The sequence below is a fragment of the Acidicapsa acidisoli genome (assembly GCF_025685625.1).
Taxonomy (GTDB): domain Bacteria; phylum Acidobacteriota; class Terriglobia; order Terriglobales; family Acidobacteriaceae; genus Acidicapsa; species Acidicapsa acidisoli.
Window position 1 is genome coordinate 227,071 of the sequence record NZ_JAGSYI010000005.1, and the last position, 23,071, is coordinate 250,141.

19 protein-coding genes are annotated in these 23,071 nt (G+C 59.9%); 9 read left to right on the forward strand and 10 right to left on the reverse strand.

All coding sequences use genetic code 11. The features are described 5' to 3' along the window. The first annotated feature begins 119 nt into the window (after positions 1–119). The 3 genes from OHL23_RS26045 to OHL23_RS26055 are packed head-to-tail and all read left to right on the forward strand — an operon-like array spanning position 120 to position 3,131. The gene (locus tag OHL23_RS26045; protein ID WP_263354974.1) at positions 120–1,493 is read left to right on the forward strand and encodes an NfeD family protein; all 1,374 of its coding nucleotides are present in this window, start codon (positions 120–122) and stop codon (positions 1,491–1,493) included. A gap of 45 nt (positions 1,494–1,538) precedes the next feature. Then, positions 1,539–2,345 carry a slipin family protein gene (locus OHL23_RS26050; RefSeq protein ID WP_263354975.1) on the forward strand — a complete coding sequence of 269 codons (807 nt, stop codon included), beginning with the start codon at positions 1,539–1,541 and terminating at the stop codon, positions 2,343–2,345. Between the two features lie 60 nt (positions 2,346–2,405). Next, on the forward strand, positions 2,406–3,131 hold the full coding sequence (locus tag OHL23_RS26055; RefSeq protein WP_263354976.1) for an SPOR domain-containing protein: 726 nt from the start codon (positions 2,406–2,408) through the stop codon (positions 3,129–3,131). 115 nt (positions 3,132–3,246) lie between these two features. On the opposite strand, the gene OHL23_RS26060 is transcribed toward OHL23_RS26055, so the two are convergent. From OHL23_RS26060 to OHL23_RS26095, 8 genes are read right to left on the reverse strand one after another with little or no spacing between them, the layout of a single operon-like run. Then, positions 3,247–3,957 carry a lysophospholipid acyltransferase family protein gene (locus OHL23_RS26060; RefSeq protein WP_263354977.1) on the reverse strand — a complete coding sequence of 237 codons (711 nt, stop codon included), beginning with the start codon at positions 3,955–3,957 and terminating at the stop codon, positions 3,247–3,249. Continuing rightward, on the reverse strand, positions 3,954–5,453 hold the full coding sequence (gene mpl / locus OHL23_RS26065) for a UDP-N-acetylmuramate:L-alanyl-gamma-D-glutamyl-meso-diaminopimelate ligase (RefSeq protein ID WP_263354978.1): 1,500 nt from the start codon (positions 5,451–5,453) through the stop codon (positions 3,954–3,956). The genes OHL23_RS26060 and mpl overlap by 4 nt, the downstream gene beginning before the upstream one ends. Before the next feature lie 2 nt (positions 5,454–5,455). Continuing rightward, a complete protein-coding gene (locus OHL23_RS26070; RefSeq protein WP_263354979.1) occupies positions 5,456–6,400 on the reverse strand; it encodes a S66 peptidase family protein in 945 nt (314 codons plus the stop codon). Positions 6,401–6,402: 2 nt separating this feature from the next. Beyond that, the gene (dapF, locus tag OHL23_RS26075; protein WP_263354980.1) at positions 6,403–7,260 is read right to left on the reverse strand and encodes a diaminopimelate epimerase; all 858 of its coding nucleotides are present in this window, start codon (positions 7,258–7,260) and stop codon (positions 6,403–6,405) included. 4 nt (positions 7,261–7,264) lie between these two features. After that, positions 7,265–7,999 (reverse strand): MgtC/SapB family protein, encoded by a 735-nt coding sequence (locus OHL23_RS26080; RefSeq protein ID WP_263354981.1) that lies wholly within the window; start codon positions 7,997–7,999, stop codon positions 7,265–7,267. A 37-nt stretch (positions 8,000–8,036) separates the two neighbouring features. Continuing rightward, complete coding sequence (locus OHL23_RS26085) at positions 8,037–9,740, reverse strand: glycosyltransferase family 39 protein (RefSeq protein ID WP_263354982.1); 1,704 nt, start codon at positions 9,738–9,740, stop codon at positions 8,037–8,039. A gap of 38 nt (positions 9,741–9,778) precedes the next feature. After that, a complete protein-coding gene (locus tag OHL23_RS26090) occupies positions 9,779–10,714 on the reverse strand; it encodes a PfkB family carbohydrate kinase (RefSeq protein ID WP_263354983.1) in 936 nt (311 codons plus the stop codon). Between the two features lie 14 nt (positions 10,715–10,728). Next, a complete protein-coding gene (locus tag OHL23_RS26095) occupies positions 10,729–11,595 on the reverse strand; it encodes an S-methyl-5'-thioadenosine phosphorylase (RefSeq protein ID WP_263354984.1) in 867 nt (288 codons plus the stop codon). A 382-nt stretch (positions 11,596–11,977) separates the two neighbouring features. On the opposite strand from OHL23_RS26095, the gene OHL23_RS26100 reads away from it, so the two are divergent. Continuing rightward, positions 11,978–13,561, forward strand: coding sequence for an EAL domain-containing protein (locus tag OHL23_RS26100; RefSeq protein WP_263354985.1), 1,584 nt, complete (start codon positions 11,978–11,980; stop codon positions 13,559–13,561). Continuing rightward, positions 13,558–15,132: an EAL domain-containing protein gene (locus OHL23_RS26105; protein ID WP_263354986.1), complete on the forward strand. Its 1,575-nt coding sequence runs from the start codon at positions 13,558–13,560 to the stop codon at positions 15,130–15,132. Before OHL23_RS26100 ends, OHL23_RS26105 begins: the two co-directional genes overlap by 4 nt. Here OHL23_RS26105 and OHL23_RS26110 read toward each other — a convergent pair. Next, positions 15,124–16,692, reverse strand: coding sequence for a hypothetical protein (locus OHL23_RS26110; protein ID WP_263354987.1), 1,569 nt, complete (start codon positions 16,690–16,692; stop codon positions 15,124–15,126). The genes OHL23_RS26105 and OHL23_RS26110 overlap by 9 nt on opposite strands. A 181-nt stretch (positions 16,693–16,873) precedes the next feature. Here OHL23_RS26110 and ygfZ point away from each other — a divergent pair, with 181 nt between their 5' ends. The 4 genes from ygfZ to ribF are packed head-to-tail and all read left to right on the forward strand — an operon-like array spanning position 16,874 to position 20,540. Further along, positions 16,874–17,989: a CAF17-like 4Fe-4S cluster assembly/insertion protein YgfZ gene (gene ygfZ / locus OHL23_RS26115; RefSeq protein ID WP_263354988.1), complete on the forward strand. Its 1,116-nt coding sequence runs from the start codon at positions 16,874–16,876 to the stop codon at positions 17,987–17,989. Positions 17,990–18,014: 25 nt separating this feature from the next. Next, a complete protein-coding gene (locus OHL23_RS26120) occupies positions 18,015–18,686 on the forward strand; it encodes a DUF1844 domain-containing protein (protein ID WP_263354989.1) in 672 nt (223 codons plus the stop codon). 4 nt (positions 18,687–18,690) lie between these two features. Next, a complete protein-coding gene (locus tag OHL23_RS26125; protein WP_263354990.1) occupies positions 18,691–19,545 on the forward strand; it encodes an MBL fold metallo-hydrolase in 855 nt (284 codons plus the stop codon). A gap of 8 nt (positions 19,546–19,553) precedes the next feature. Beyond that, positions 19,554–20,540, forward strand: coding sequence for a riboflavin biosynthesis protein RibF (gene ribF, locus OHL23_RS26130; protein ID WP_263354991.1), 987 nt, complete (start codon positions 19,554–19,556; stop codon positions 20,538–20,540). 17 nt (positions 20,541–20,557) lie between these two features. Here the strand turns inward: ribF and OHL23_RS26135 are convergent, their stop codons facing one another. After that, complete coding sequence (locus tag OHL23_RS26135) at positions 20,558–23,065, reverse strand: penicillin-binding protein 1A (RefSeq protein ID WP_317891733.1); 2,508 nt, start codon at positions 23,063–23,065, stop codon at positions 20,558–20,560. Positions 23,066–23,071: the final 6 nt, after the last annotated feature.

Genomic DNA, 23,071 nt, shown 5'->3' on the forward strand with positions numbered 1-23,071 from the left:
AAGGGCGGGATTTTGAGGGCTGGCGGCACGGTCACTTGCTATCGGAGTCCGGGGAGATAATAAAATCAGCCATACTGACTAAAGTCGAAGCAAATCAGGCGGCGGCACAGGAGCACGAAATGCGAAAGCCCGCGAACTTGATATTCCGGCAATTCATCGCCCTGTTCTTCCTGTGCTTCGCCTGCGTTTCTCTTTCGGCCTGGGCTAACCCAGCCGCCACTCAGCCCATCGTCTACAAGATCGAAATCCGCGACACCATCCAACCCATCAGCGCAGGCCGCCTCGAACGGGCAATTGACACTGCGGATCAAAACCATGCCGCTGCCCTGCTCGTCGAACTCGACACGCCCGGAGGACTGCTCGACTCCACGCGCCAGATGGTCGGTGCCATCCTCAACGCAAAGGTTCCTGTCATCATTTACGTCGCTCCAGCCGGAGCGCGTGCCGCTTCTGCCGGCTTCTTCCTGCTGGAAGCGGCGGATATAGCCGCAATGGCGCCCGGCACCAACACCGGAGCTGCCCATCCCGTCCTCTCGTCCGGCACGCCCGACGACACAATGAAGATGAAGATGGAGAACGACGCGGCGGCCTTTCTGCGCTCCTACGTCACCCGGCGCGGTCGCAACGCCGAGGTGGCGGAGACCGCAATCCGCACCTCCAAATCCTTCTCCGCCGATGAAGCCTTGAATCAGACGGGCCAGAAGCTGATCGACCTCGTCGCGCCAAACGAAACCCAGTTACTCACCGCGCTCGATGGCCGCACTATCACCCGGATCAACAACGGCGAAGCAACCACCCAGACCCTGCACCTCAAAAATGCCCGCATCCTCCCAATCGAACCCACCATTCGCGAGCAACTGCTCGGCTACCTCGCCAACCCCAACATCGCGCTGCTGCTGCTCGTTGGCGGAGCACTGCTCATCTACCTCGAATTCAACGTTCCCGGCACCATAGTCCCCGGCGCGCTGGGAACGGTCATGGTTCTGCTCGCCATCTTCGCGCTCGACCTGCTGCCCATCCGTCATACGGCAATCCTGATGCTGCTTTCCGCCGCGGTGCTTCTGCTGCTGGAGGTGAAATTCGCAAGCCACGGCATACTAGCCATTGCCGGAATAGTCTGCCTCGCCTTCGGCACACTGACCTTAGTGGACGCGCCCATCCCCGAGATGGCCATTCAGCCGGTCATCGCCATCTCACTCTGCATCGCTTTCGGCATCATCACCGTCGTGCTGCTGCGCCTCGCCGTGAAGGCCCGCCACAATAAGGCGCTCACCGGTCCCGCCGCGCTGGTCGGCTCACTCGGCGCCACCATGGAACCGATCTGGACCCGGAACACGCTGCCCATCGGCCGAATCCTCGTACAAGGCGAAATCTGGCAGGCCATCGCAACCGCTCCCATCCCGGAAAAGGAAACCGTCCGCGTCACCGGCTTCGAGGACGATATTCTTCAGGTTCAGCCCGAGATACAAACCCCGTCTTTGCCCGTTTCCTGAGCCTAGCAGGGAGTACAATCCGACCTGTGCGGGGGTTGCGGGTCTATGGGCTTTGTCGGTTTTCCGTTCCTGATCGTTGCCATCATTCTGGTTCTCTACCTCTTGAATTCCATCAAGATCCTCCGCGAATACGAGCGCGCCGTCATCTTCCGCCTTGGCCGCGCGCTGCCTGAGCCCAAAGGTCCGGGTCTGTTTCTGGTCTTTCGCCCGCTTGACCAGATGGTCCGGATTTCGCTGCGCCAGGAGGTAATGGAAGTCCCGCCGCAGGACGTGATCACCCGCGACAACGTCACCATCAAGGTCAATGCCGTCGTCACCCTGCGCGTGCTGAATCCAACCCTCGCCGTTGTCCAGGTAGCCAACTACGCCTACCAGACCTCGCAATTCGCGCAAACCACCCTGCGCTCGGTACTCGGCGAAGTGGAGCTGGACGAGCTTCTAAGCCATCGCGACAAGCTCAACCTGCGCATCCAGGGCATCATCGACCAGCGCACCGAACCCTTCGGCGTAAAGGTGCTTTCCGTCGAAGTCAAGCAGGTCGACCTTCCGGAACAGATGCTGCGTGCCATGGCCAAGCAGGCCGAGGCCGCCCGCGAAGCGCGCTCCAAAATCATCCACGCCGAGGGAGAATTCAACGCCGCCCAGAAGCTTGTCGAAGCAGCTCACCTGCTGGCCACAGAACCCCTCACCATGCAGCTCCGCTATCTGCAGACGCTGACCGAGATCGGCGTCGAGAAGAACACCACTATCGTCTTCCCCCTCCCAATCGATATCCTGTCATTATTGCGAGACGGGCTGCGGGATGGGTTACGGCCCGCGATAACACCCCCGGCGCCGTTGGAAAGCAAGTAGCTTCCGGATGAACCATAACGCGAACGATATCGAATTTCAGGAAATATTCAGGAAACAACGATGAGAACCGTATTTGAAGAGGAGGAAGAGATCGCTGAGCCCGATCCTCAACAGGATAGGGAGCTTACGATCAGTTCGACGACGCTGCTTGCCATCTTTTTTGGCCTTGTTCTGGTTTGCGGACTCTTCTTTGGCCTCGGCTACTCGCTGGGCCGCCGCACCCCCTCAGAGGCCAGCCAGCTTCCATCCGACGCAGCGCCGAGTAGCGCATCCGGCTCCTTGCAGCCATCCGAGAATCAGCCCAAGCCCTCCGCGGCATCGCAGCCTGCGGTTGATCCAACGCCGGCTCCGGTCGACGCGGCTCCCCCCGACGCATCGGAAAGCACAGCACCCGCCGTCACTCCATCGGACGGCCAGCCCGGACCATCAACTTCGGAAATGAGTGTGAAGCCCGCTTTGCAGCCAGTCAAGTTGCAATCTTCGCCGCCTGCCACAGCACAACCTGCTCCCGCTCTGGCTGCCGCGGCTCCGCAGCAAGCGCCCGCGGCGACGCAGGCCGCTGCGCCTGCGGCCGCAATCATGGTCCAGATTGCCGCGATCTCGAACCCGGCGGACGCCGCTGTGCTGGTCAGCGCGTTGCAGAAGCGCGGCTACTCCGTCACCTCGCGCCGCGTCCCGGGGGATTCGCTCATCCGAGTCCAGGTCGGCCCATTCTCAAATCGCGCCGACGCCATTGCCATGCGCCAGAAGCTTCTCGGGGACGGCTATAACGCAATCCTGAAGTAGGAAAAACGGATCAACTGAGCTTTATCGTTGGCCGTCCGACGATTTATGTTGATGCTCCGGCGTTGTACGTTAAAAATCCGGCACTCTATCTAGAAAATCCTACGTCCAACGTTGCTCATCCGCGCATACGTTCCGGCAGCCCGGAAGCGATCGACTCCCGCACGGCGAGCATCAGAGCATCCCGGTCGGCCACGCTTGCGGGGTAAATCGGCGGGTGAAAGATGACCCGCACCAGCCCCGGCTCAATGCGCATGCTCCCTTTCCGCATCATCGACTCCGTGCCTGAAATGGAGATGGGAACGCAGGGCGCACCTGTCTCCATCGCCAGATAAAACGGACCTTTCTTGAACGGCAGCATCCGCCCGTCGCGCGATCGTGTACCCTCGACAAACGTCGTGATGTGAATTCCCTTGCCCAGCACCGCACTCGCTCGCTTCGTGCTCTCGAGTGCGCCCTCCACGGTGCCGCCACGGTCAACCGGCACAAACTCCGCCAGCCGCATCCCGTATCCGAGCACAGGAATCTTCATCAGCGAGCGCTTGAGAAAGACCGATGTCCGCCCTGGCAGCAATGGAATCAGCACCGGCGGATCAAGATTGGAGACGTGGTTAGACATGAAAATACACGCAACGCCTTGCGGAACCAGTTCCAGTCCCTCTACCTGAATCCGCACACCAGCCAGACGAAACCCTGTGCGCACTACGAACAAGGACGCCCGGTAGAGCGGCATTACGTCGCCGGTAATCAGGCACCATGGAATGCAGACAAGCGCAGTCGGCAATCCCATCACAAGATAGCTCGCCAAAATGAGCAGAGATGCAATCATGTCCGGGCGAGCGCTCCCGGGATAAGCGCCGATCGCTGCGCAAGACACGCCGGGAGCTTCTCGTAGATGCCGTCAAACCCACCATTGGAGAGAATCGCCACCACATCGCCGGGTTGGAGCTGGCGGTTGAGCGAATCCACAATCGCCGCCACGTCGGCGCACAGCTCTGCCGGAGTTCCCTGCGCGTTAAGAGCGGCAATCACCTGCTCCGGATGCAGCCGTTCTCCCTCGGGAATTCGCTGTTGCTGGTAAACCGCATCCAAAATCACGCGGTCGGCAAGCGCGAGGCTGTCGACTAGTTCCCGCTGAAAGACATTCCGCCGCAGTGTATTCGAACGCGGCTCCAGTACCGCCCAAAGTCTGCCAGTGGTCCCGTTCGCGGCGGGATAGACCTGCCGCAGCGCCCGCAGCGTCTCGCGAATCGCCGTAGGATGGTGCGCAAAGTCGTCGATGATGGTGACACCGTCGATCACGGCGCGGACTTCAAGCCTGCGCTTGACGCTGCGGAAGCTCGCCAGCGCAGCCTTGATCGCTGCAACCGGAACGCCATGATTCGCTGCCAGCGCAGCCGCGGCGGTTGCATTCAGCACATTGTGTTCGCCCGCGACCAGCATCTCCAGTTCTGCCCACAGCGCGCCGGCATGGTGGACTTCCCAAAGGCTCTTTCCATCCTCGTGGCGCAGGTTTTCGATACGCCAGTCCGCGCCCTCTGTGAATCCATAACGCTCGACGCGGCACAGCGCATGGCTTACGCATTCAGTCACATTGGAGCTGCCGTCGTAGGCGACAATTACGCCCGCGCGCGGGATCAGGTTCACCAGCCGCTTGAACGCCAGCTTCACGGCCTCTAGGTCGGCGTAGATATCCGCGTGGTCAAACTCCACGCTGGTCAGAATCAGCCCGTCCGGAAAGTAGTGCAGAAACTTTGGCCCTTTATCGAAGAAAGCCGTGTCGTACTCATCGCCTTCGAGCAGAAAGGTGTGCGTGGGCCGAAGCTGATAGCTTGTACCGAAGTTTTCCGCGACGCCGCCAATCAGAAACGACGGCTCCAGCGCCGGATTCTCGTGCGAGGCCGTCTGATAGATCCACGCCAACATGCTTGTCGTGGTGGTTTTCCCGTGCGTTCCGGCGACCACGAGTGTTTCCCGCCCGGCAAGAAACTCCTCATGCAGCACGGCCGCCATCGAAGTGAACGGAATCCTCTTGACAGTACTCTGACTGTCGAGCAACCGCTCCACTTCAGGATTGCCGCGCGAAAGCGCATTGCCGATGACCACGAGATCGGGACCGGGCTGGCCAGGTTTGGCATCAAGATTGGCTTCCGCGTAAGGCTGCGCCACCGGCACGCCCATCTCGCGCAGCAGATCACTCATCGGCGGATACGCTGCCGCATCGGAGCCGGTGACGCGGCAGCCTTTTTCGCGCAGGAGTCCAGCCAGCGAGGCCATCGCCGTTCCGCAGATGCCGCTTAAATGAATGTGCTTTCGCTCGGCCATATTTATCGCGCCACCGCCGGTTCCAGCAGACGCAGTTCCGGCTCCAGTGTTGCCACCAACTCAGCTTGCACGCCGAAGGTGAGCGTTACGTTGGCGCGGGAGACATGCCCGCTGCGCAGGCCGATTACAATTGGCCCCTCAAAATCATCCAGTGCGTTCAGAATCACTTCCTCCAGCAGATCGGGCCTGCCTCCGGGCGAAACGCAATCCAGCATCTCGCCAAAGATGATGCCTTTGACCCCGTCCAGCTTCTCCGATTGTTTCAATTGCCAAAGCATCCGATCAATTTGAAATGGCTTGGCCGACACGTCTTCCAGAAAGAGCAGCTTGCCTTCCGTCTGCGGCTCGAAGGCCGTTCCCAGCAGCGTTGTCAGAATGCTCAGGCAGCCGCCATACAGAGTTCCGCGAACCGGCTGCACCTCTGCACCTGCCTTCAGCAGCCGCAGCCCCTCGGCTTTGCCCACCCGGTACGGCTCGCCAGCCAGAGCGGCCAGCAGACTCGGCAGATGCACTCCATCCTCGCGGCCAAAATCCGGCGAAACCATTGGCCCGTGAAAGGAGGGCAGATTCAGCGTATCGAGCAGCGTAATCTGGAGTGCGGTCAGGTCGCTGTAGCCAAACAGCGGCTTCGGATGATCGCCGAGCACATCCATATCCAAACCTTCAAGCAGATAATTTGCGCCGTAACCGCCGCGCGTGGCGAAGACCACACGCACCGTATCGTCGGCAAACGCCGCGTGCAGGTCGAGCAGCCGCTGCTCCGTGGTTCCCGCGAAATAAAGCGGCCCGCGCGTGAGCATGTGCGGCGCTTCAATGGGCAGAAATCCCAGATTGCGCAGCGCTTCCATACCGCGATCCACCTTCGCCGGATCGGGCGAGGAGGCAGGCGACAGAACGGCTACCTTGACTCCTACGGCGGCAGCGCGGGGCTTGAGCAGGTCAGCCATCTCTACCAGGCCTCGCCTCGGCAAATCAGCATTGCCGGTCCGGTAAGGTACAGATGCTCGCCGGGGCCGTTCCATTCCACGGTCTGAACGCCGCCCGGAGCAGCGACCTCCAGCGGAGAAACCGCGCCGTACACCGCGATCATTGCAGTCCCGGCCGCCGAAGTGCCTGTACCCGAAGAAGTCGTCGGCCCGACACCGCGCTCGTATATGCGCAGCGCCACCTGATTCAGCGGCTCCGCGCGACTGCCCAGCATCCGGACGAACTCCACATTCGTCTGTTCGGGAAAATCGGGGTGAAAACAGATCTCCTCGCCGACTTCTTCCCACGGCCGGCCTTCGATGGAGAAGCCTTCGCTCTCCGGCGTGTCGAGGAGAATGACAAAGTGGGGATTGCCCATGTCGACAAAGACGCCTTCGATCACGGTTCCATCGGCAAGCTCGACCGTCGTCTCTTCGTACTCGGGGACATCCATATCGGTGGTGACCAGGACGGTTGGGCCGCCGTTGTCCGAATCTCGAAAATCGTCGATTGCGCAGATACGCACTCCAGCGTCGGTCTCGATCGAGAGCTCGTCCCCTGCCTGCGCATTCAGCTCCTCCGCCATCCACGCAGCGACACAGCGCGTGCCGTTGCCGCTTATCTCGGCAACAGAACCATCCGTGTTGTAGAGCCGGATGCGGCCACCAGAGTTGTTGGCCTCACCGGTCCATTCAAAAAACGCAATGCCATCCGCGCCGATGCTGGTGTTGCGTTCGCAGAGGCGCTGCGCCAGTTCGGCCTTGTCGTAGCCCTGGGCGGCGTCTTCGGTAATGATGAGAAAGTCGTTGCCGCAGGCGTGTGCTTTGGTAAAGGGAATCAAGGGATTAGTCTTCCTCCGGGTCGCGGAAAGTTTTCAATTCGCTGATGGCCGGCTCTGCAAGCAGGCGGGAGCGCAGTCGTTCATGGCGGCGTTTCGTAGCAGAGAGCGAAAAGCTGACCCGCTGCAAAACGCCGATCTCATCCCGGTCAACACCGGCAAGGCGCTGCTGCTCCTTGTCCATCGCATCGAGGATCGAGATCAGCATGTTGGTTTCGTCGCTGCCGCGCGCTTCGTAAATGAGCGGATAGGCCTTGAGGCTCACCTTCCACTCCACGAATCCGATGACGAGCATGGCCACCACCACGATGAACGTGGCAATGACAGCGGGTAAGAACAGGCCCGCTCCACAGGCCATGCCGATCGAGGCCACGACAAAGATACTGGCGGCGCTGGCCAGCCCGCTCACGCGGCTCTTGTTGTGGAGGATCAATCCAGCACCTAAAAAGCCAATGCCCTGCACAATATTCGAGGCAACCTGGCCCTTGTTGGTGCCAGTATCGCCCGCAAGCACTGCCGACATCAGGGTAAAAAATGCGCAGCCCATGCAGATCAGCAAATTGGTGCGCACGCCCGCCGACTGGGCCTTCCACTCGCGCTCGATTCCCACCACGGTCCCGAGAGCGCAGGCGACAAGGAGGCGTTCGACTGCCTGATTGCTGACGAGATTCTGCTCAAGCTCGCCGAAGCTGAAAGGCTGAGCCAAAATCGCCGCGAATTCTGCTGGAATGATGCCGGTCATGCTCGTTTCGCCGCTTCCAATCCTCTGCCCGATGCTATCACCGGCCCGTTACGGCTGTTGAGGGCTGCGGCAATTCCGCGGCAGGAAAGGTATCCGTTACGTACAGGGTCGCGTCCAACTGGTCCCATCCCTTGCTGGGGGAATGAAACCTGCGGTAGACACGCAGATGCTCCGGGTGCGCCTTGACTGCCTTGTCGATGTCATCCCCGGCAAAGGCCAGCACGATCGAGGCATGCGCCGCCGGAGCCCCAAGCGCCGCCCACCAGAACTCCTTGTCGCTCTCGTTGATCGTCTGCCGGTACGTGAGTCCCGCATTGGGGACAATGGTGGGAAAGGTCGAGGTATTCATCAGCACGACGCCCGCGGGGTCAAGCTCATGAAGCCTCCGCAACGCGTCGGCCAGGGTCACGTTGTAATAGCCACGCGCAGCCGTGTTTTTCTTTGCTTCAACATAAGTCAGCGGCTTCTCTCGCAACATCTCCGCGACATTTGCGGCCAAGAGGACGAACGACGCGATGATCACCGCACGCCGGTATTTTGGTTTGTGCTCTTCCATCCACGCAAGGACTGCTTCGATGGCAAAGGCAAAGAAAAATGCGAAGACAGGCAGCATCTCCATGCCGTAGCGCGTGTTGTACCAGGAAAATGGCTTCCAGACGGGCAGGAAAATCGGCACCGACCCATAACTGACCGAGTAAGTGTAGAAGGGCAACGGCAGCCAGAGCAGCAAAGTCCAGACCCATGCAGAATGGGCCGCAGCCTCTCTACCCGGCTTCCTTGTGGGGAAGCGAAGCCAGGCAATGCCGGCTCCTATTGCTGCGGCAAGAAAGACTATTTCACCCCAGCCAAGAGCCGCGGCATCCATCTCTGCGTCCTTGGCGAAATAGACCAGCGACACCCAGAGGTTATGCCAGCCGGGATGCGGATCGACAGCAGAGGACGAGGTGCGAAGTTCGATTGCGCGCGCGGAATACGGCCCGCGCATGAAGTCGAGCCAGTCTCCGAAGACGACTGCATTGTAGGCCATCCAGCCCACGGGCGCGAGCAGTAATGCCAGTGATGCCAGAATGAAATTCCATCGAAACAAACGGCCGCGCCGCGCCATGCAGACGGCCATCGCAAGCCATGCGAGGAAAGCGAGAATCCAGCCGTCGTAACGCGTGTAAACCGCAGCGGCGAGCACTGCGATGACGGCCCAGAGCAGCCTGCCGGAACGACCGTCTCCTGCATTGAGACTTTGATACCACTCGACAAGCAACAGGACAGACCAGATCAGCTCGCAGAGAAAGAGCGGCTCCGTCATGGCCGTGGTCTGCATATACAGCAGGTTGGGATTGGCCGCAAAGAGCGCCAGCGCAATGCAAGCGGCAGCGGGCGAAACCCACTTCCGCATCAGCCGGTAAAGCCCGAGGCAGGCCAGCAGATAGCAGATGGCGGAAGGAATCATCGACCCAAAACCGCTGCGCCACCAGCTATCCACGGAGATAAATGGAACGAGCAGCAGATGGGGCAGAGGCAGCCACACGGAACCAAGTTGCGTGATGCCGGGCCGGTGCGAATCGAAGAGCCGCCGCGCGATGTGGATGTGCGCCTCGGCGTCGCCGTAGAGGAGCATGGCCGCATGGCTCCAACTCCACCAGACTGCCACGGAGGAAGCAAGGAAAGCCGCGGCGAGCACCAGAAGCTGCTCGCCGCGGCTCAGGCCACTGGAGTGAGGTCGCGTTGGAATCGGCCTATTCACTTTGAGCGCGGAGGAGTTTCGCAGCCCATGGAGTTATTTCAATCAAGGTGCGTCAGTTCGCGGAAGATGGCAAAGCGCTCTTCAATCTCTTCGCGGGTGAGTTGCCGCAGGCGTTCGGTGCCGAATCGCTCCACGGTAAACGAGCCCATCACGCCGCCGTAGAACATGGCGCGCTTGAAGACTGCGGGAGTCAACTCCGGCTGAGAGGCAATATAGCCGAAGAAACCGCCGGCAAAGCTGTCGCCTGCGCCTGTCGGGTCCACAACTTCAGCCAGCGGCAGTGCGGGTGCGCGAAATGGATGATGTGAATCCAACCCATTCCCGTGAAACGAGTTCGGACCGAAGAAGGCCGTCGCGCCATACTCGCCGTGCTTCACCACCAGCGACTTAGGTCCCAGCGACAATACATCCCGCGCCGCCTTCACCGGATTTCTGCTTCCGGCCAGCAGCTTGGTCTCGGTGTCGTTGATGAGCAGGATATCGACGCACGCGAGCATCTTGAGCAGATTGTCGCGGTGGTCGTTGATCCAGTAATTCATCGTGTCGCCGCCCACCAGCTTCACGCCGGGCATCGCATCGCGCACGCGCTTTTGCAACACCGGATCGATATTGGCAAGGAAAAGAAACTCGGAGTCCTGATATGCCGCGGGAATCTTGGGTTCAAACGAGGCGAAAACATTCAAATCCGTTTGAAGAGTCTTCGCTTCGTTCAGGTTTTCTAGATACGAGCCTTGCCAGAAGAAGCTTTTGCCCGGTGCGCGCTCCACCCCGCGTGTATCGATGCCGCGCGCGGCGAAGACGGCTTCTTCCTTCGCGGTGAAGTCCTCGCCCACCACAGCAATCACGCGCACGTCGGTGAAGTAACTTGCAGCGAGGGAGAAGTAAGTCGCCGCACCCGCAAGGCAGCGGTCCACGCGCCCTGCCGGAGTCTCAACGGTATCGAATGCAACACTGCCTACAACGGTAATCGCCATTATTTATCCCAATCCTACGAGTTCAGGTACTTTCCGAAGAGCAGCTTCAGCCGTTCGCGAGCTTCGGCTGGAATTGCCGCCGGCTGCGTAAGAATCGCGTACTTTGCCGCGGTGGCGCAGGCGCAATTGCGTTCGGCGGGCAAAGCCGCTACAGTCGCGCGAACCACCTTGGCCGCGTTCTCCGCGTTCTGGTGCAGGACAGCCACGATCTGCTCCACGGTGACCGAATCGTGATCCGGATGCCAGCAATCGTAGTCGGTAACCATCGCCACGGTCGCGTAGCAGATCTCCGCCTCGCGGGCCAGCTTCGCCTCCTGAAGATTGGTCATGCCCACCACGTCCGCGCCCCAGCTGCGATAGAGATTTGACTCGGCCTTGGTCGAGAACTGCGGCCCTTCCATGCAGATGTACGTGCCGCCTTTTTTGCCGGTAACGCCGGAGCTGGTGCAGGCGTCGGCGGCAGCCGCAGCCACAGTCGCGCACACCGGATCGCCAAAGGCAACGTGGCCAACGATACCATCGCCAAAGAACGTGCTCTTGCGCAGAAAAGTCCGGTCGATGAACTGGTCAGGAATGACGAAATCGGTAGGCTTGTGCTCTTCTTTGAGCGACCCCACCGCCGAAACGGAAACAATGCGCTCCACGCCAAGCTGCTTCATCGCGTAGATGTTGGCGCGGAAGTTCAACTCTGAGGGCAGCAACCGGTGGCCCCGTCCATGACGCGCCAGAAAAGCAACTTTGCGGCCCTCCAGCTTCCCGAGAATGAAGCTGTCCGACGGATCGCCAAAGGGAGTCGAAACCTTTTCTTCGCGGATCTCCGTCAGACCGGGCATAGAATAAAGACCACTACCGCCAATGATTCCAATCTCAGCTTCCTGCAAACAACACTCCTCTGCGCGGTGCCGCCATAACCGGCGCACTTACGAATTTCAGACCAAACACCTTAGTATACTGGTCGCCAATGCCCGTCGAAACATCCGCGGCGATAACCTGAAGGGCTGAATATTCAGCAATAATTTATTTCAAATACGATACACTTCTGCAAACGTCGACATCGCTGCATTACTGTAACGCTTTACAACCATTGGAGCTGGCAAGATCATCCCTGCGGGCCCGAACGAAATGGAGCCTACGGCGCAGTTCGATGAATCGATAACGGAGGCGGCAATCCAGGCCCGAACCGTCCATGTCTGGCACATGGCTGGCATAGGCAGGGCAAAACCTCCCAGCGCACTATTTGCAATTCTTCGCGGAAAGTTACGGATGCTGAAGATTCGCAATATTTACCGGCTCGATCGACTGTGGGTATCGTCAGTCGCCATCCTGCTCGGAGTGCTGGCCGGATATTTTGTCGGAACCGAATCGATCCTCTTTGCGACAAGCTCCCGTCTCGCGAGCTACGCCGATCGTCTTCTGCAACGCGAGCGCGATCTCGCAGACGAGCTTAGGAACACGCTCGCCGAAGCCAATGCCTCCTCATACCCACCGTGTTCCGACCAGGACATCACCCTGCTGCGCCGGCTTACTTTCTCCGCACGATTTCTCAAAGACGTTGGCCGCCTGCACGAAAACACCTTTCTCTGTTCGGCAACCACTGGAAGACTTGCTGCGCCAATTCCGATGTTGAAGCCGGATATGACTCTCCAGGACGGCACCTTTTTATATAAAAGCTATCCGCTGTATGTCCCGGCAGGGGACCGCGGTGAGATTTCAGCCTTCCGGAATGCGGATGCAGTGATCGGCCCGGATACCTTCTCCGACTTCCCTCAACAGCCGCTCCAATATGCAGTCGGCGCAGTCGATCCGGCTCATTCGAATCAACACCGGGACATCCTTTTTTCCGGTATCGCCGAATCCGTTCCGATTCCCGCCGGAGTGCTCAAGTCAGATAAGACTGTTCGCGTTGCAGACAGACTGTATCGTGCGCGGTGCCTCGCGTCGTCTCGACTATGCGCGGTCACAAGCATTCGCATCGACGAAGTCTGGCGCAATAATCGAGCGCTGCTATTTGGATACATAGCTTCCGGCGCGGCCGCCGGCATCGCCTGCGCTGCAGCGCTCGCAATTGTGGGACGAAAAAAGCGCAGCCACGCCAATCAACTGAAACGGGCAATTCTGAGCGGCAGGCTGTCCGTGGCCTATCAGCCGATCGTTGAACTGGGCAGCCATCGCATCGTCGGCGCCGAAGCACTGACGCGCTGGATCGATGAAGACGGAGAAAGCATTCGCCCGGAAACCATCGTTGCATTGGCCGAAGCCGAGGGCTTTGCCAGCGATATCACCCGATTCATCCTCACCCAGTCGCTCGAAGAAATCCGCCCGATTTTGGAATGGAACCCTGCTTTCCGCGTTAACGTCAACCTCGCTCCAGCAGATCTCGCAGACCCACGGCTGCTGCTGCTATTGGACGAGAAGCTCGACGGAGGCGTGATCAAGCCAGCGAACATCGCCTTTGAACTAACGGAACGAGCCACCTCCGACCGCGATGTTGCTGTCGCTGCGATCCACCGGTTTCGCGAGCGGGGGCACGCGACATTCATCGACGACTTCGGCACCGGATACTCCAACCTGGCCTATCTCACCGAGTTGAATGTCGATGGAATCAAGGTCAACCGCACGTTTATCGCGACCATCGGCACCGAGTCTGTAACCGCCTCAATCGTTCCGCAGATCCTTGCCGTGGCCCAGGCTCTTGACCTCAGGGTCGTGGTCCAGGGAATCGAGCGGGAAGATCAGGCAAAATATTTTGCAGACCGCGACCCGGCGATCCTTGGACAGGGATGGTTCTTCGGTCTCCCAGTCCCAGCCAAAGGCCTTATCTATCTGTGCTCGGAGAAGTCGGAGTGAAGCCGCTGGAAAGAAACCCGGTTCGGTCTGCCCTTCGTGTGCTGGCGGTCACGCTGCTCTGCATCATTGCCGGGCTCGCGATTGGTCTGACGGTCGCCTTTCAGGCAACGGAAAGCCGGCTGGATCACTTTGCCAGATATCTGTTGAACTACGCGGAAACCTACAACAACGAGATTGTCGCGACGCTCGACGCGGTGAATGCGTCTCCCTTTCCCTTCTGCTCGGATGAGGACATTGCGCGGCTCCGCGGCCTTGTATTTCATGGCCATCTGGTGAAAGAAATCGGAAGAGTGCGGAATAGCATACTGTACTGCTCTTCCGTCAATGGACGGCTCGATCATCCCGTCCAGGAACCGGAACCCGATATTGTTTTGCGGAGCGGCAGAGCCATCTGGCTGCACGCGCCTCTTATCACCGTGCCTGGCATGCTCGGGGATATTACCCAATCTGGAGAAGCAAACTTCGTTGCAGCCCAGAATGCCTTTAGCCATCTCAGTGAGCCCCCGATGACTTACACCACAACCCTGACCAACCGGACCACCAACAAGGTCTTGCGAACGGCAGGGGATCCCTTGGAAATCACCAACGCAGAAGTCTTTTCGGAAAAGGAAGTGATGAAGGGAGATGCCCTGTACCTGGCGCGATGTTCCACGCGCTACGCGCCGTGCATGATCGCCGGAATCACCTTCCGGGACGCGTTCCGATCGAACGCGGAGCTCATCGGAGGATTCGTCGTGCTGGGCGCTCTTGCGGGGATTGCGCTAGGCCTGACGCTGGTCTCACAGCCTCGAAAGAGATCCCTTGCCGCACAGTTGCGCCGCGCAATCCGTCGCAATCAGATCACACTCGTTTATCAGCCCATCGTCGATATCAAGACCGGCAAGATCGTCGGCGCGGAGGCATTGGCGCGATGGATCGACGAGGATGGGGAATACGTTCGGCCCGACATCTTCGTGGCCACCGCAGAAGAACTCGGATTCATCGGCAAGCTCACTCGCGCAGTATTGCGAAGAATCGTTGCCGAATTAGGCAATTTCCTGCGCGCCAACCCTGATTTCCACATCAACGTAAACATCGCCGCCGCCGACCTTGCCGACCCGCAATTTCTGCCGATGCTGGAGACGCTGCTGCGCAAGCGCGGCATCGAATCGAAGAGCATCAACCTCGAATTGACCGAGCGTTCCACCGCCGACCATCATCTGGCGATCTCGGCGATAGGTAAGCTGCGCGAGCGCGGCCATGAGTTCTACATCGACGATTTCGGAACCGGCTATTCAAGCCTCTCGTACCTGAATGAACTCGCCGTGGATGCCATCAAGATTGACCGCGCCTTTACCGACGCCATTGGCACAGGCTCCCTCACCGCTGTCATCGTTCCGCAGATTCTGGCGATGGCCAACACGCTCCGCGTGAAGGTCGTTGTCGAGGGCGTGGAAACTGCGGAGCAGTCCGAGTATTTTGCCAATCTCGACCAGGAGATCCTCGCTCAGGGCTGGCACTACGGCGAGGCTATGCCGGTAAAAGATCTGATTCAGTCGGTAGAACGCAAGGAAGCAGAGCAGTTAGTGTAGCGCCGCTGCCTTCATCATTCCGCAGGAGTGCAGGAAGCTCACCCAGCTCTCCGTCAGTGTGGGCCGCGGAAGGGTCACTCCTGCTGTTCGCATTTCTCCGGTTCCCTGGCCATCGATAAGCAGGTCCGCCAATTTACGTGCAGTGACAAGATCAAAGCTCTCGGAAACAAAGACAAACTTGCCGCGCACCGTAATCAACACGGGACCCTCGTTCGTTGAATAAATGACCTCATCCCCATGTTGCGAGGAAGGAGCCTTGTCCGCAACGTCAAGTTTTACACCGGAGTATTTTCGACCCAATTCGTCGGCATACATGCGGGCAAACGAGTTCGCCGAAGCATTGCTCTTCCAGGCGGATAAGTAAAGAAGCGCCACTGAGCTAGTAGATGCCAGTTCTTCCGGAGTCTTGGCGCTTATCTTCTGTCCAGCCCAATAAATGCCTCCATCCCACGCCGGAGTAAGTTCCCGCGCTGCCGCTTCTCCACCGAAGATCTGCGCCAGAATACGCAAATCCAGCTGGCCCACCTGCCCGATGTCATAGGGCTTGTAAGTTTTATTCAGCAGCGGATGAATATCCGGAAGCACTAATATCGGCGACTGTTTTCCCTGTTCATACGCGCGCGGATTGATAACTTCCCAGCTCGACGACGGCGGCCGGTCCAGCACCCCGGCAAATGCTGCCTGGCGGCCTTTGTCCATCCACACGTCCTGCTCAAAACTCAAGCCGTCCTTGTACGGAAAGAGCAGTGACTCGCTCAGCAGCAGAGGCGCGCGGGACAGCACTGGTGAATCATCCGTGGCCTGCATCTGGTTCTGCAACTGGTCCAGCAACTCGGGGTTTTTGATAATACTGCGACCACTTGGCTTCAACGAATAATCCAGAAAGACCGCCATTGCCTGGCCTTCGAGAGCGGCTGTGCGCGCCGTGTCCAATTCATCTTTCGCCAGATGATCGTTGTCCTCGGTGGCGTTGTGAGAGAGGTCCGAGGGCGTTTGATCGTTCCATTTCTCAAGGTCCGTGTGCTGATCCTGTAGCGCATGCGTCAACTCATGCGCCAGAACTGGCTTTTGCGTCTCGGGATCGATCCAGTCCAGCATGTAAACGGTCTTGGTCTTGGAGTCGTAATAGCCCGCGATCTGCTCTTTGAGCAAGGACAGCATGAAGGGCTTGAGGTTGAAGTCGCGGTCCAGCAGGCCAAACTTCTTGAGCACAATTTCGCCACGCTGCATGCGCTTCGCATCTTCGTCCTCATCGAATTTCTCGCTCAGATACTTCTCAACCGCGGCACGCGTGGTCAGAGTTCGCTTGACCTCATGCTTAATCGGCAGGCCGGTGTCGTCCGAAGCAAATTTGATCAACTCATCGACGCTGCGAAAGAGCGCTTTGGCCTGTTCTGGGGTAATGTGCGTCTCGGCCTGGGGTTTTGGATCGGCCGATGGCGTCTGTTCGGGCTTATTTCCCTGGGCGCGGGCTACCGGCAATGCCAGCAACGCAAAACCGGCAGCGGAAACCAGAAGCTTCCTGCCGCCGGATTGCCAGATCGTGTGACTTCGTCTCATTCGCTCTCCACTCAAACTTCCCGAATCAGGCGGCTCAGAATCATCTCGCCATCATCTCGCCAGGAAACGCCTACACTTGCAGCGCCTTAACTCGAAATATACCCCAAACGCTATAATCAACATTGGCGTTATGCGCTCCGAATCCTCGAAGAAATCGCAGATTTCGCCTCAAGAGCCCGCTATGACGGATCAGACTTTGACGACCGAACCCCAGATCACAGCGCTGGCGGAGTATCTTGCCGGTGCCGGACTGGCTCCCTCGTCTGCAATGACTTCCTATCTCGGCGCACTCACCCCTCAGCAGTTGGACGCGACAGAGGCCGAAACTGGAGCACTTGTTTCAGGCGTCGCCGTTCACGATCTGGGCTGGCTCCGCCGGGTCGCGCTGCGCGGCGAAGACCGCTTCCGCTGGCTGAGCGGCATGGTCACCAATATGGTGGAAGCGCTGCCGGACAGGAGCGGAACCTACAACCTCGTCCTCAATGCGCAAGGGCGAATCCAGGGTGACGCCTGCGTCTGGCGCAGCGGCGACGAGTTGGAGCTGGAAATCACCGCGGAGCAATCCGAGGCGCTGTTGGCGCATCTGGACCGCTTCATCATCATGGATGACGTCGAGCTGACCCCGCTGTCCGGCCAATCGGCGCTGGGCCTGACCGGTCCACAGGCCGAAGCCATACTGATCAAACTGGGGCTCAACGGTCTTTCCGATGAATTCACCAGCACAAGCGGCACGATTAACGGGGTCGCCGTCCGGGTTTATCGCGGCTATGGCCCGGTGGTGCCGCACTTTACTCTTTGGACAGCAGTCGAGGAAATCCCTGCGTTCTGGCAGGCTCTGTGCGCCGCCGGTGCTAAGCCCGTGGGCGCGGCATCGATCGAGACCCTGCGCATCGTCGAGGGCGTTCCGGCTTACGGCATAGACATCCAGAGCCGCGATCTGGCGCAGGAAACCGCCCAGGATCGCGCCCTTAGCTTCACCAAAGGCTGCTATCTCGGCCAGGAGATCGTCGAACGCATCCGCTCCCGGGGCCAGGTGCACCGCCATCTGCGAGCCCTGGAACTGACTCCAGACCATCCGGGCGAACTCCCATCCATCGGCGCTGAACTGCGCATTTCAGGCAACCCCGAAGCCAAACCTGCCGGCGCAGTCACCAGCGTCGCCTCACTGCAACGAAATGGCGCACGCCGCATCTTTGCAATAGCCATGATTCGCTCTGAGGCCGAGGTCGGCAACCAGCCGCTCACCTATCCAGGCGGAATAGCACAGATTCTTCACACCTCACCGAAATTGACGTAAGGCCAGAGGGCCGCGAGAGAGATCCATGAGCGATACACCCAAGTTCACCGTAGTTGACCGGCGCAAATTCCGCGCCGACGACGATTCTTCCGCAAGCACGGAAGCCAAGTCCACCACCGCCTCTTCCGAGCCATCGGAACCAGTAGCCAAATCCGGTTCCGCGTCCGCTCCAGCATCCGCCCCGCGCCTGACCTTGGTTGAGCCCATTCAACCAGCCGCAGCGAAGCCGGAGCCGCCTGCTCCAACCGTCGCCGTTGCCGAGGAAGAAGATTTCGGCGACGAGGCTCAGCTCCCCCCGGCTCCCTCGGCCGAAGAATCCCGCTTTCAAAAGCTCGCCTATGACCAGGCTGCCGAGCGGCTGGAGAATCTCGTCCGCGCGCAGAATCCCGGCGCACCGGCGGCGGAAAAAATCGGCTTCGAACACCTCGTGCAGCAGCTCTATCTCTCTGCCATGATGCAGATGGGTGCGGGAACTCCCGAAGGGCAGCGCCCGCGCGTCGATATTCTCGGCGCACGCCAGACCATCGACCTACTCAGCGTAGTGCTCGAAAAGACCAAAGGCAACCTCACGCCACAGGAGTCCCGCACCATCGACACCGTGCTCTACGAGCTGCGCATGACCTTCCTCGAACTGACCCGGATGATCTCGGCGCAACCGCAGCCGCCGATGCCCCCACCCCCCGGAGCGAAGCGCTAACCGAATGTCGGGAGCATTGCAAGGCACGGTCAAATTCCTGGGCACCGGCACTTCCATGGGAGTGCCTACCCTGGGCTGCAACTGCAAGGTCTGCACCTCGTCAGACCCGCACGACCGCCGCTTGCGACCATCCCTGCTGGTGCGCTGGCCTGCCCCTCAAAGCAGTCGCGCCGATGGTCGGACAAGCGGCCATTACCAGCCAGACGAGCGCGTCGTGCTGATCGACACCGGCCCCGACTTCCGCCAGCAGGCTCTGCTTGCTGGAATCAGACACGTGGACGCCGTTCTCTACACCCACTCCCACGCCGACCACATCTTCGGCATGGACGATCTGCGTCCTCTCAGCTTCGTGACCTACCGCCAATTCGGCCCCATCCCGCTCTACGCCACGCCGGAGACTCGCACCGTTCTGGAGCACGTCTACTCGTACACCTTTTCGCCCGACGCGAAATACCCCACGCGCGCCCGCGTCGCCATCAAAGACGTCGCCTCCGACACGCCGATTCCCGTTCACGAGGTGGTTTTCACCCCGATTCCCGTCTTTCACGGAGAGCTGCCCATCACTGGCTATCGCTTCGGAAACGTGGCGTACATGACCGACGTCAGCACCATCCCCGAAGAGAGCTTTGCTCTGCTCAAAGGGCTGGATGTGCTCGTGGTCTCCGCCCTGCGGCATACTCCGCACCCGAGTCACGCCACGCTCGATCAGGCCGTCCGCTGGGCCAACCGGATCGGCGCGCGCCAGACCTGGTTCACCCATATCTCGCACGATCTTGGAGCCGCCGAAACCAACGCCAACCTCCCCGAAGGCATGGCGCTGGCCCACGACGGCCTGACTTTTCCGGTGACGCTCGTATGAGTGAGAAGATGCAGGTTTTTCGTTCCCTCGAAGAGATCCCCGGCGGATTTGGCCCCTCGGTCGCCGTGATCGGCAACTTCGACGGCGTCCATCGCGGCCACCATCAGGTCATGTCCACCGTGGCGGCTGAGGCTCGCGCGAACGGCTATCGCTCCATCGCCATCACCTTCGACCCTCACCCGGAGCTGTTTCTGCGCCCTGCATCCGCCCCGCAATTGCTGGCGCCCATCCCTGAGCGGCTGCATCTGATGGCCACAACCGGCATCGAAGCGGTACTGGTGCTTCCCTTTTGCGAGTCACTAGCCTGTCTGGAGGCTCGCGAATTCGTCGAGACCATCCTTGTCGAAAAACTCGGGCTCCGATCCATTCACGAAGGTGCCAACTTCCGTTTCGGCCATCGCGCCCAGGCAGGTGTCGTCGAACTGGCGGCATTCGGCCAGGAGTTTGGATTCAAAGTGACCGTCCATCCCGCAGTCCAGGTGCGCGGAATGGCGGTTTCCAGCACGGCTATCCGCGAATTCGTCGCTGCGGGAGACGTTCGCCGCGCGCGCTGGATGCTGGGCCACACCTTCTCGATCCGCAGCACACCAGCTCGCGGACGCGGCATCGGCGGCCGGCTGCTAGTGCCCACGATCAATCTGGCTCCATATAGCGAACTATTGCCTGCCTTCGGCGTCTACGTCACCCGCCTGACGATTGCTACCGCAGAAGGCGACCGCTGCTTCCAATCCATCACGAACATCGGCAATCGCCCCACCTTCGGAGAGCCATCCTTCGCCGTCGAGTCGCATATTCTCAATTTCGAGCCGGTTGATCTGATCGAAGAAACGCCGCTGGAACTCGAATTCCTCCGTCGTTTACGCCCGGAAATCGCATGGCCTTCGCCCGAAGCGCTGAAAGCGCAGATCATGAAGGATATTGGACAAGCAAAGCGCTTTCACCACCTTGCCAATTTACTCGGCTCCAGCGCGACAGGGTCGGAACCGATTTCGTAGCTCCCAGTTTCTTAAGACTATTGGGGTAAGGCTGGCTTGGGCTGCAGAGTGGGCTTGGGTAGGCTACCTGTCCCGGCAGACGGTTGGAACGCTGGTCTGACGACCGGCTTCGCGGGAGTTCCCTGTGCAGCCGGCGTCACGGCCTTCACTGGTGGAACAACGATCGCTTTTGCCCCAACGGAGACCGGGGGCGTAGGCTTGACCACCCCCGAGGGCTGTCCCGGCTTTGGCGTTACGGCAGGCGCGGACGCACCCGCAAGCTTTGCCGCTGGCTTTCCCGGCGCAACAGCGGCGGCCTGAGCGGCATCCGTCTTCGCAACGGATGGAACCGGCGCGGCATCTCCGAGGAAACGCTCGTCGTCCTTGCCTTGAATGGCTGCCTTCATGAATGTCATCCAGATCGGCAGCGCGGCCCTGGCTCCTGTCTCTTTCTCTCCCAGCGACTCGCGGCTGTCAAAGCCAACCCAGACCCCGCAAGTGACGGAAGGAGAAAAGCCCAGAAACCATGCGTCCGTGTAGTCGCTCGTCGTACCTGTCTTGCCTCCAAGAGGGTGCTTGAGCTGCGCTGCGGCCGCTCCCGTTCCCGACCGCGTCACCTCGCGCAAGAGTCGCATCATCGTGCGCGCGGTTTGCTGGCTGGTCACCTCGGTCACCGAGGGAGCCTGTTCCCACAGCGTAATCCCGTCCGCATTTGAAACCTTCTTGAGCAATCGCGGCGTCACCCGGACGCCGTCGTTCGGGAACACGGCATACGAAGCAACCTGCTCCTGAAGCGTGATCTCGACCGCGCCCAACGCCACGGGCAGATATGCCGGGATATTCGAAGTCACTCCAAAGCGATGCGCCGTGTCGATGACCTTGTGGATGCCCACGCGCGCCGCCAGCTTGAGTGCCGGAATATTCCGCGACTCGGCGAAAGCGTTCAGCACCGTCATCGCGCCCTTGTAGTCGCCCTCGTAGTTGTGCGGCGTGTAGCTGCCGAAGCTGACTGGTCCGTCGACGATGATGTCTTCCGGTTTGACGCCGTCCTCAATCGCCGTCGTGTACACATAAGGCTTGAAGCTCGACCCCGTCTGCCGCTCCGATTGCGTCGCACGATTGAACTGCGAAACCGCGTAATCGCGCCCTCCAACCATCGCCAGCACATCACCCGAGGTATTGTCGATGGCCATCAGCGAGCCTTCGGCCCCTGAATCCTGCTCCAGCGTCGCCTTGTGCGCCGTCCCTTCCATGCCCGGCGCAAGCTGCACATAAATCACATCCCCCGGCTTGACCAGATCGTCTCCGTGCGCCTGGCCTGTCCACTTCCAGTCCTCCGGAGTCATCACAATCGGCATATTCCCAACCCGCGCGCGAATCTCCAGCGGCAACACGGAAGTCACCAGCGCATGCACGTAATCCCCATCCTTAACCTTCATCACCCAGTCTGGATGCCTATAGCTCTCGGTATCGATTCCCTGCGTAATCAGGTTCTGCTTCACGCCTTTCCATCCGCGTCGGCGCTCGTAGGTTGCTACTCCGTCCTCCACGGCATGATTCGCCACCTGCTGCAGGTCGACATCGAGCGTAGTCTCAACCCGCAAACCGGCTTCGTGGACTTCCTCCGCGCCAAACTGCTTCTCCAGTTCGCGCCGCACCTCCTCCACAAACCACGGAGCCACCGACATCTCAGGCTGCGCGATGTGCAGCCCCAAAGGCGCCGAGCGCGCGGCATCCGCCTGCTGCTTCGTGATGACCCGGTCGTTCTCCATCTCGGTCAGCACCAGGTTTCTGCGCCGCAGCGCCTTTTCCGGATTGAGCAGCGGCGAATAGGCCACCGGCCCCTTCGGCAACCCGGCCAGGAGCGCAGCTTCCGTCAAATTCAGTTCGCTGGCATGTTTGGAAAAATAGAATTCAGAAGCAGCTTCGAAGCCGTACATCCCGTGGCCCAGGTAAATCTGGTTTCCGTAAAGCGTGAAGATCTGTTCCTTGGTAAAGGAGCGCTCGATCTGGATAGCCAGATACGCCTCCTGCACCTTGCGCGCCGTCGTCCGCTCGGCGGAGAGGAAGAGATTGCGCGCAAGTTGCATCGTCAACGTCGAAGCGCCCTGAGCGCGACCATGCGAAACAATATCGTGCCAGAGAGCCCCGCCGACGCGAAAGACATTGATGCCCCAGTGCGACGCGAAGTTCTTGTCCTCAATGGAGATAACCGCCTGGCGCAAAACCGGTGAAAAATCCTCGTAATTGACGATGATGCGGCGCTCCAGCGCAAATGAGCCAAACGGCCGGCCCTTCTGATCATAGAGTTCCGTGGTTGTCGAGGGCCGGTAGCGCTCAAGATCGTGAATCTGCGGCAGGTCGACCGAGTAAACCAGAGTCAGCCCGGCCAGCGAACCGGCAATTGCGGCAAGCGAAAAAAGCACCGCGAAGGTCCATCGCCCAGTCAGCTTGCGCCGCTGCTGTTCCGGGGCCTTTTCCGACCGCAATCGCGGCGGCCGGAAGCCGCCCTTGGCCGGTAACTGCTGTGGGGAGGTGGAAGCCAAAATCAG